We start from the raw sequence: 11,190 nt of genomic DNA, 5'->3' as shown, positions 1-11,190 counted from the left end.
ACGTGCATGATCAGTTTCTCATAACGATCAACCATCCAATCCTCAAAAATCATAAAGTGCACGGTCAGGAACTGTTGCCCGGATTAGCCCATATTGATCTGTTGTATCAAATGTTTCGAGAAAATGGCCATGATTACCGTGAGCTTGAGCTTCGTAATCTAACGATCTATCATCCAATCATGGTCGGACAAGATTATGATGTCATGCTGAGCATTCAGTGCACGCAAGTCAAAGCAGGACAGTGGCAGATTCGGATGGAGGGTCAGACACAGCGCAACGGTATTTTAGACTCGGAGAAAAAGCTGTATGTCACTGCTGAAATGCATCAACATGCTTCCGCGCAGTTCGATGAAACGCTGAATCTTCCCTTGCTAGAGCAAGCGGCAAACAAAAAGATCAATCTGCATGACGTGTATGAGCAATGCCGCCGTCAGGAATTGGTGCATACAGGTTTTATGAAGGCAGAAGGAACGATTTACGAAACAGATTCAGCAGCGGTAATGGATATTTCACTCGGTAAACATGCCCTTCCCAGTGTGGAAGGGTTCATGTTTCACCCAACATTGATCGACGGGGCTGCGATCGGTTCGATGGTATTGTTCACTTCGATAGTCCAAGAAGAGCAGCGACTATTTTTACCACTTTTCTATGAATCTTTTCGCGCCACAGCTCTATTACAGCAGCATTGCTTTGTCAGCGTCCAAACCTCATCCATCCAACGAAAAAATGAATTGATGTATATGACGATGGAGTTCTTTGATCGTTCAGGCAAAAAAATTGCGCATTTGCAAAATTTTGCAGGCAAGTTAGTTCGTGATCCTGGCCTGATCCAACCATCAAAGCAAAACGTATCTTTGTCAAAGGAATCGAGTAAAGCACAAGCTTTTTTACAACAACTGCTGGCGGATCGATTACAAGTTCCAGCCGCGTTGATCGATACGCAGATTGGTTACTATGAAATGGGGCTGAATTCACCGGGCTTGTTGGAAGTGGTGCAGGCTGTCGAAGCGAAAGTAGGAGCGCCGCTGTCTCCTACTTTATTGTTTGAGTATACGAATATCGCTGATTTGGCCGCCTATTTGACCGAGAATCATGCTTCCGTATTTAACGGGCTTGATTTGATGAATCAGGAACGTAGACAAGAATGGCCGCAACCTGCCGGGATTGTAGATTCATCAGCAAACGCTAAGAGTCATGCAGTAATCGCTGATGAAGAAATTGCGATCATCGGGATGGCGGGGCGTTATCCAGAGGCAAGAAATCTCCAAGAATTTTGGATGAATCTAAAAGAAGGCAAAGACTGCATCAAAGAAGTCCCGAAATCTCGCTGGGATTGGCAGCAGTTTGGAGAACTCAAATCCCCATCTGGAAAGCAGATGTCCAAATGGGGAGGGTTTATAGAAGACCCGGATTGCTTTGATTCTCCCTTTTTCAGAATATCACCGCGGGAAGCAGAGACGATGGACCCCCAGGAGCGTTTGTTTTTGGAAACATGCTGGGAAGCGATGGAAGATGCAGGCTATACGCCGAAGACGATTGTTCCGCCTCGGGGGAGCAGTAACAGGCGGCAGGTTGGTGTCTTTGTTGGCGTGATGCACAAGGACTATTCCCTCATCGGAGCAGAAGCGATGTCCCGAGGCGAAATGTTCCCGTTATCCTTGAACTATGCACCGATTGCCAATCGCGTTTCTTATTTTTGTAATTTTCATGGGCCGAGCATGGCGATTGACACCGTATGCTCATCCTCGCTGACAGCTGTTCATTTGGCGCTGGAAAGCATCAAGCGCGGTGAATGTGAGGTAGCATTGGCGGGGGGCGTCAATTTATCCTTGCATCCTGGAAAATACTTGTCCTACGGCATGATGGATATGCACGCCAGTGATGGCTATTGTCATACCTTTGGCAAGGATGGCGATGGGTATGTTTCTGGAGAAGGCGTCGGTACGATCGTATTAAAGCCATTGCAAAAAGCGATGGAGGATGGCGATCATATTTATGCCGTGGTAAAAGGAAGCAGTGTGAACCACGTCGGATCGGTGAGCGGGCCATCCGTGCCAAGCCCTGTTGCGCAGGCAGAAGTGATTACGGCCTGCCTGGAAAAGAGCGGTGTGGACGCGAGAACGATCAGTTATGTGGAAGCCCACGGGACCGGGACCTCTTTAGGCGATCCGATTGAAATTCAAGGATTGGTGAAAGCATTTCGTCAATATACAGAGGATCAGCAGTTTTGTTCCATAGGCTCGGTGAAGTCAAATATCGGACATGCAGAATCTGCGGCGGGTATCAGCGGTCTGCAAAAAGCTGTTCTTCAGCTTTACCATAAAACGCTTGTTGCTTCCTTACATGCCAAGGAAGTGAATCCGTTTATTGATTTTGCGCAATCTCCTTTTTATGTACAGCAGCGGACAGAAGAATGGAAATCGGAGATCGTGGAAAACGGTCAAGAAGTCTCCCTTCCGAGACGAGCAGGGGTAAGCTCGTTTGGAGCTTCGGGGTCCAATGCCCATATTATTTTGGAAGAATACATCCCAGCTAAAACAAAGCGGAAAGCACAAGTAACTGGCCATAAAAATAACCCAGTGTTGATTCCGCTATCTGCCAAGAATAAGGAACGATTGCAGGCTTATGCGCAAAAAGTAGCGGACTTTCTAAAAGGGGTATCACCTGACAATCGCCTACAAGAAATGCTGGAGAAGAAGCTGCGCAAGATTTTATCCAGTATTATTCATGTGGGAGAAAACAGCATTGAGATCGAACAAGAATGGCATGAATACGGAGTAGACCTCGTTCAACTCACACAGCTCAAGCAAAAACTGCAAGAGGAGCTACCCATTCAGCTAGATATCAAGGAGTTTGATCAAAGCAGCTCTATTGCTTCCGTCATCGCTGCTCTCATGGATAACCATCGAGACGAGATAGCGGGAGAAGTTCAAACTTTTGCTGATCGAGAAACGCAAATCGATCTGGAAAATGTGGCGTATACCCTGCAAGTTGGACGAGAAGCGATGAAAGAACGAGTAGCCTTTGTCGTCGAGGCTATACCCGAGCTGATCGGAAAATTGGAAGCTTATTCGAGAGGCGAGAATACGATCGATCATTGTTGGGAAGGGAGCTTGAAGTCCAACGACGACCAAGACTCTCAACAACTTATTCAGAGCTGGATTGCTGAAGGCAACATCAGAAAAATAGCTGAATGTTGGGTGACAGGCTATGAAATGGAGTGGGAACAGCTTTACCTGAATAACAAACCGAGACGTGTTCCCTTGCCGACGTACCCATTTGCGAAGAATCGTTATTGGATTCCGGAAAGCAAAAGTAAATCGGTAAGCGGCAAGACAGCAGCTTCACTCACGGGAGAAGCTGCCATTCATCCACTGTTGCAGCGAAATACTTCTGATTTTTCCGAACAGAGGTTTAGCTCCACGTTTACAGGTCAGGAGTTTTTCTTAACAGACCATGTCGTGAAGAAGCAGAGAATCTTGCCGGGAGTTGCCTATCTGGAAATGGCGAGAGCAGCAGCAGAGCAAGCAACGGCTTCCTTGACAGAAGAACCAGCCAAGATTGCACTCAAAAACGTGGTTTGGACACGGCCAATTGTTGTGGGGGACCAGCCTGTACAGATACATATCGGTCTAGTTCCCGAAGAGAATGGTGAGATTACATTTGAAATCTACAGCAACTTGGAGGCTATGGATGCAGAACCCGTCATACACAGCCAAGGCAGCGTCATGCTTCATTCTGTTGCAGAGAAACATGCTCTGAATCTGCCATCCTTACAAGCAGAGTGCGGTCTACGAGCGTTTTCATCCGAACAGTGCTACAGCATTTTTCATGCAATAGGAATGGAGTATGGGTCGGCTCATCAAGGAATTGACACCTTGTATGTAGGGGAGGGGCAAGTTTTAGCCAAGCTGTCCTTGCCAGCCTCCGTCTCCGAAATGGAGAACCCTTTTGTCCTGCATCCAAGCTTAATGGATTCAGCTTTGCAGGCATCTATTGGGCTCATGATGGTTGAAGAAGAGACCTCAACAGCGGATGGTCATTCGAGCCGCAAGCCGTCCTTGCCTTTTGCCATGGAGGAAGTTGACATTCACAACAAGTGTACAGCCTCTATGTGGGCGTACGTTCGTTACAGTGCCAACAGCAGCGCAGATGACAAGGTACAGAAGCTGGATATTGATTTATGCGATGACCAAGGAAACGTTTGTGTACGAATAAAGGGATATTCCATGCGAGTGCTGGAGGACGGGAAGCAAGCGAGCCATGTTTCTTCGAGCATAGCTTCTTCTGTAACCTCTCTAGAGCCTCCTGTGGGGAATCTCATGCTGTCCGCTGTGTGGGATGTGACTCCAGTAGAGAAGGGCCAGCTTTTCCCTACTGCTGATGAGCAGGTTGTCATTGTGGGAGGTAATGAAGAGAATGGAAGCGCCATTCACCAGTACTATCCACGAGCAAAAGTGTTGTCCATTCAGGCTGAGAATACGATTGAGGAAATCGTAGATCGACTGGAAGAGCTTGGTTCCATTGATCATCTGGTGTGGATCGCTCCTTTTGATGCGATAGACTCCTTGGCGGATCATCGATTAATCACGGGGCAAGATCAGGGAGTGATTCTGTGCTTCCGAACGATTAAAGCCTTGCTTCGCTTGGGATATGGAGGTAAGGAGTTGGGGTGGAGTGTCATCACGGTTCAATCCCAGCCCATTCGCCATACAGATGTGGTGAATCCTTGCCACGCCAGTATTCATGGGTTAATTGGATCGATGGCGAAGGAATATCCAAACTGGAAGATTCGACTCATGGATGTAGAGGCCGAATCTGAATGGCCGTTGGATGATATGTTGAGGCTGCCAAGAGATCGTCAGGGGCGTCCGTGGGTATATCGTCGTGGTGAATGGTATCGCCAGCAGTTGCTTGCCGTCGATCATCCTCCGATTGATCAAACACGTATGAAGCAGGGTGGCATTTATTTGGTGATTGGCGGAGCCGGTGGCATTGGCGAAGCATGGACCGAATATATGATTCGTACCTATCAAGCCCAGATCATATGGATTGGTCGTCGTCAAAAAAATGAAGAGATTCAAGCGAAGATAGATAGACTTGCCACTTTTGGACCAGCACCAGACTATATAGCAGCGGATGCAACGCAGCAGAAGGCTTTGCAACAAGTCTATGAACAGATCAAGCAAAGGTATACACGGATTGACGGTGTTGTTCATTCTGCCATGGTCTTGGTGGAGGAGAGCTTGGAACATATGCAAGAGGAAGGTTTCCGAGCAGTGCTTTCGTCAAAAGTTGATGTGAGTGTGAACATCGCAATGGTGTTTGAGAAGGAGCCTTTGGATTTTGTCTTATTCTTCTCTTCGCTCATGGCGGTTACGAAAGCGCCGAAGCAAAGCAACTATGCGGCAGGATGTACCTTTAAGGATGCCTATGCCCATCAATTGACCCAAGCATGGCCAAGTGCGGTGAAACTGATCAATTGGGGATATTGGAGCAGTGGGCAAGTGGAAGATAGTCATCAAGAGATGGTAGAAACCTATCGTCGCTTGGAGCAAATCGGCATTGGCCTAATTCAGCCGCAAGAAGCAATGCAAGCCATAGAGACACTTCTCGCAGGAGCCATGGATCAAATTGCTTTCATGAAGATCACGAAGCCTGTTGTCATTGAAGGGATGAAGGTAGAGGAATGGGTGGATGTTCATTCTGCACAGTATCCATCCATGCTACAGCTGTCCGCCCATGAAAATGAAGGGCTTGCTGATGTCGTGATTGCCTTTATCAAGGAGAGATTGAAGCAGGATTCATCAGCGCGAGTGCGGATTCTCGAACTCGAAGGAGCGGGCACAGAATCTACCAGTTCCTTGCTTTCACAAAAATTACATGCCTATCAATCATTTGTGAGCTTCCACGTTTTTGATCCAGAAGCGGCGTTAGGTGAACAAGGAAGGATTGCTGGTGAATACGACCTGATTATCACAGCTGATAACCTACACACAGCTCAACAAATCCGCCAAACCCTGCGTACCTGCAAAAATCTCTTAAAAAGAAATGGTCTGCTTCTAATAGAACAGATGACCGATCAAAACGTACGCAAAGACCTCGCAGCAGGTCTTTCACTCCCTCTGGAAGCTTGGCAGAAAGCATTGAGAGATCAGGGCTACCGAGTCGTTTCCTATCCTCAGATGATGATAGCGGAGAGTGACGGCGTTGTCCGCAAGTCCAAACAACAGCAGAAATTAATGGAGACATCTGGCTCAACTCTAGCCATTCCTTCTCATGCAGACAGAGGAACAAGCACGGAGGATTTGCTTCGTGAGAAAAGCACAGCCTATTTCAAGCAATTGGTCGGAGAAACACTGAAAATTCCATTTGACCAGATCGACTCTTCTGCCGCTCTGGAGGAGTATGGCATTGATTCGATTATGATTGTGCAAATGACGAATGTCCTACGGAAAAAATTAAAGCAGATCAGTACGACCCTCTTTTTTGAATATCAAACGATTGATGCGCTGGTCGAGCATTTCATGACAACACAAGCGGATGAATTACTAGCATTAGTAGGGAGAGACGAACAGCAGTCTGTTCAAAAGCAAATAACCAACGCAGCAGCTTCTGCAAAGCCAACCAGAGAGCAAGCTGGCTCGGCAGTTCGAAAAGCAAGGTCCCGCCGTTTCCTGCAAGTTCTTGATACGGATGCAGAAAAACCAGCAGCGCCGTCCAGACAGGATGTGGCGATCATTGGTCTTTCAGGACGTTATCCGCAAGCGGGGGATGTCTGGGAGTTTTGGACTCGCCTGAAAGAAGGGAAGAATTGCATCACGGAAGTGCCGAAGGATCGTTGGAATTGGCAAGAATATTTCAGCGAAGAAAAAGGAAAAAGAGGATACATGTACACCAAATGGGGCGGTTTCATCGAGGATATGGATAAATTCGACCCGCTCTTTTTCCAAATCTCGCCTAACGAAGCAGAGCAGATGGACCCACAAGAGCGCTTGTTTTTACAAACGGCATACGCCAGCATGGAAGATGCGGGCTACACGCCTGCCACGTTAGGAGAAAGTAGAAAAATTGGTGTGTTTGTGGGTGTCATGAATGGAAATTACCCAGCAGGAACGAGCTACTGGTCGATTGCGAATCGAATTTCCTACTTGTTCAATTTCCAAGGACCAAGTCTAGCAGTAGATACAGCGTGCTCCTCTTCTTTGACCGCGATTCATTTAGCTTTGGAAAGCTTGTATAGCGGTACAAGTGAATGTGCCATCGCTGGCGGGGTCAATTTAATTGTCGATCCGTTCCACTATATTCGACTGTCTGGAGCGACAATGCTATCTGCTGGTGACCGCTGCAAGTCGTTTGGCGACCAAGCGGACGGCTTTGTAGATGGAGAAGGTGTGGGAGCTATCGTATTGAAGCCTCTGCAAAAGGCGATTGCAGACGGAGACCATATATACGGCGTGATCAAGGGAAGCATGCTCAATGCAGGCGGCAAAACAAATGGATATACCGTTCCCAACCCCATCGCGCAGTCGCAGGTCATCCACGAGGCATTGCAGCGGGCAGGAGTGGATGCTCGTGCCGTCAGCTACATCGAAGCCCACGGTACAGGTACCGCTTTGGGCGATCCAATCGAGATTGCGGGACTGACTCGCGCATTTGGACAATACACGAAAGACAAACAATTCTGCGCCATCGGCTCGGCGAAGTCAAACATTGGACATACGGAGAGCGCGGCAGGAATTGCAGGATTAACCAAAATATTGCTTCAAATGAAGTATGGTCAAATCGCACCATCCTTGCACGCTGAGGTCAAGAATCCAAACATTGATTTCAGGGATACACCATTTGCGGTTCAACAAAAGCTGGCAGAGTGGCAAAGACCAGTCATTGAAATCAACGGAGTAACCAAGGAGTATCCGAGAATCGCTGGGCTATCATCATTTGGGGCGGGAGGAGCCAATGTCCATATCGTCATCGAAGAGTATCGCGAAAAAGATAGACAGCCCGATCGTAACATTCAGCCACAGCATCCAAAAGTGATTGTGCTCTCAGCGAAGAACGAAGAGCGCCTATTTGCTCAAGTGAATCGATTGTTGAAGGCGGTCAAAGAAGAATCATTCACGAATGCCGATTTGTCTGATATCGCTTTTACGCTTCAAGTAGGGCGGGAAGCGCTGGAGGAACGCTTGGCTGTTATCGTCAGATCAGTGGATGAGCTTGCGGAAAAACTAACGCATTTTGCAGAAGGCGCAGAGAACATTGCCGAGCTGTATCGAGGGCGGGTGAAACGTAACCATGACACGGTAGCCCTTTTTGCTGATGAAGATATGAAACAAACAGTAGAGACATGGATGGCCAAGGGGAAATTCGCAAAACTGATGAACCTTTGGGTCAAGGGTGTCTCTTTTGATTGGAACAAGCTTTATGGCGAAGATAAGCCGCGCCGCGTCAGCCTGCCTACTTATCCTTTTGCCAAGGAGCGGTACTGGATAGATGTTCAAAAGCCAATGGCAACAGGGGGGACTGGGGCTTCTTCCGCTAGCGGTGATATCCTCCACCCATTGCTTCATAAGAACACTTCTGACCTCTATGAGCTGAGATACAGCTCGAGTTTTACAGGGCAGGAGCCGTTCTTAGCTGACCATCTAGGAAACGGGCAGCGCTTCTTTCCACTCACTGCTTATCTGGAAATGGCACGGGCGGCAGTGAAACAGGCAGCAGGAGATAGAGCGGGGACTTTATCTGGAATCCGAATGTCTCATGTTGTCACAGATGATCCGCTATTGGTGGGCGACGATCTGGCTCAGGTACACGTAGGTATCTATCCAGAGGATACAGGAGAGCTTGCTTATAAAATCTACAGCGAATCGAATGAAGATGATACCAAGTCAGTGGTACATAGCCATGGTATGGTCGAACTCACTTCGTTCGTTGAAGTACCAACGTTGGATCTACCTGCCTTGCAAGCTGAGAGCAGTGAGATACTTACTGCCCGACAATGCTACGAGCTGTTAAAAGAACTTGGAATGGCTGATCATTCTGAATTTCAAGGGATTGACCAAGTATACAGGGCGCAGGGACATGTTCTGGTAAAACTCTCCTTGCCTTCGATTACCTTGGAGACAGCCGAACAACTCGTTTTCCATCCTAGCCTGCTGGAGTCTCTGTTGCCGTCAACTCGTTATCTCATCACGGAGGCTACATCATCTGACAGCATTCGCTCCATCCAACTAGACGGTACTTTTACCCTTGAAGAGCTGGAGATCTACGAGAATCATCCTGCTGTGAAGTATGCTCTCATTCGATTCAGTGATAATGTCCAAGCAGAGAATGAGACCGAGACACTCGATATCGAACTATGCGATGAGGCAGGCAGAATAGGCGTAAGGATGAGAGGCTTTTCAATGGGGAGTGAAAAACGGGATACGACGGTTGGAACCACGATGCTCACTCCAGTATGGAATGCCGTGTCCGTAGAAAAAGGGGGAGTCATTCCAGCAACGAGTGATCAAGTCGTCATCGTTTGCGCCGAAGAAAAGGACAGAAGTCTCCTTCAACGTCATTACCCCAGAGCTTCGGTTATCCAGCTTGAGCCAAGTGATTCGATAGAGGTAATCGCAAGTAAGCTGGAAGAGCAGGTTGTGATCGATCACATCATGTGGGTGGCTCCTGACACTCGTGCGGAATCTGTAAAAGACGAGTCCTTGATGAACGACCAGGAGCGGGGCGTTATTCAAGTTTTTCGCTTGATCAAGGCTTTGCTTGCGTTGGGGTATCAGACGAGAGACTTGGGCTGGACGATCATTACTGTGCAAGCGCAGGCTATCTACAAAAAAGAGACGATCCATCCAACACATGCTAGCATCCACGGATTGATCGGATCGATGGCGAAGGAATATCCGAACTGGAAGGTAAGACTCGTCGATTTGGAGGCGCATGCCGAGTGGCCGCTACGTGATATTTTTGCTTTGCCTGCCGATACACATGGAAACGCTTGGGCATATCGTGAACACGCGTGGTACCGCCAGCAGCTTTTGCCCGTGCAGAGTCCTTCCATTCACCAAACCGTCTACAAACAGCATGGGGTCTATGTTGTGATTGGAGGCGCAGGTGGGATTGGACAAGCGTGGAGCGAATACATGATCCGCACCTATCAAGCACAAATCATTTGGATCGGTCGTCGTAAAAAAGAGGAGTCGATTCAGAACAAAATCAATCAACTGGCAACCCTAGGACCGGAACCGCTATACATCGAAGCCGATGCTACGGATCGCGAGTCGCTGCAATCTGCTTACGAAGAGATCAAGAAGCAATATGGCAAGATTAACGGCGTGATTCATTCTGCCATTGTTCTCTTTGATAGAAGTCTGGCGAATATGGACGAGACGACCTTCCGAGCCGGACTGGTACCAAAAGTGGAGGTAAGTGTGCGGATGAGCCAAGTGTTTGGCGAGGAAGCAATGGATTTCGTCCTGTTTTTCTCTTCGATTAACTCGTTTACGAAATCGCCTGGGCAAAGCAATTACGCCGCAGGCTGCACCTTTAAAGATGCTTTCGCCCATCAGCTTGCCGAGGAATGGACGTGTGCGGTGAAAGTAATGAACTGGGGATACTGGGGCAGTGTCGGAATCGTTGCGTCCAAGGACTACCAGGCAAGAATGGAACAGATCGGCATTGGCTCGATTGAACCTTCAGAAGGGATGGAGGCATTGGAAGTCCTGCTATCGGGTCCGATGAATCAAGTGGCGCTGATGAAAACGACCAAGCCACTCGTGATGGAAGGAATCAATACAAGCGAATCTGTTGCAATCGTTTCTGACAAAATTTCCTCAAGCATGGCAAGCATTAAAAACAAGGTAAAAAGAAAAGAGATACCAACAGCAGAAATGGATACAGACAGGAACAACTTGTTTGATGATGTACAAGCAACGATCATTCAACTCGCCTCTCTCATCCTAAAGGTAGAGAGCGAAGAAATCGATACGGATATTGAACTAAAGGAGTACGGATTCGACCCAGTCAAGCTCACCGAGTTTTCTGCCAAAATCAATCAAAAGTACAAGCTTGAGCTGACACCTGCTGTGATGATGGACTATCCAACGCTTAAGCACATTACTGAATTTCTAGTCAATACCACCCTGAAATCTCAAACAGACAGAGAACAGGACAAACCGGTTCTATACGTGTAAG

General features: G+C 47.9%; 1 protein-coding gene. It reads left to right on the top strand.

Annotated features, from left to right (window positions below):
• The first annotated feature begins 2 nt into the window (after nt 1-2).
• A complete protein-coding gene (locus tag HP570_RS04670; protein WP_173625019.1) occupies nt 3-11,189 on the top strand; it encodes an SDR family NAD(P)-dependent oxidoreductase in 11,187 nt (3,728 codons plus the stop codon).
• The last annotated feature ends 1 nt before the right edge of the window (nt 11,190 follow it).

Origin of the sequence: Brevibacillus sp. RS1.1 (assembly GCF_013284365.1) — a bacterium.
Classification (GTDB): Bacteria; Bacillota; Bacilli; order Brevibacillales; family Brevibacillaceae; genus Brevibacillus; species Brevibacillus brevis_D.
Note: the sequence above shows the minus strand (reverse complement) of the source record. Positions and strands in the feature narration are given on the sequence as shown.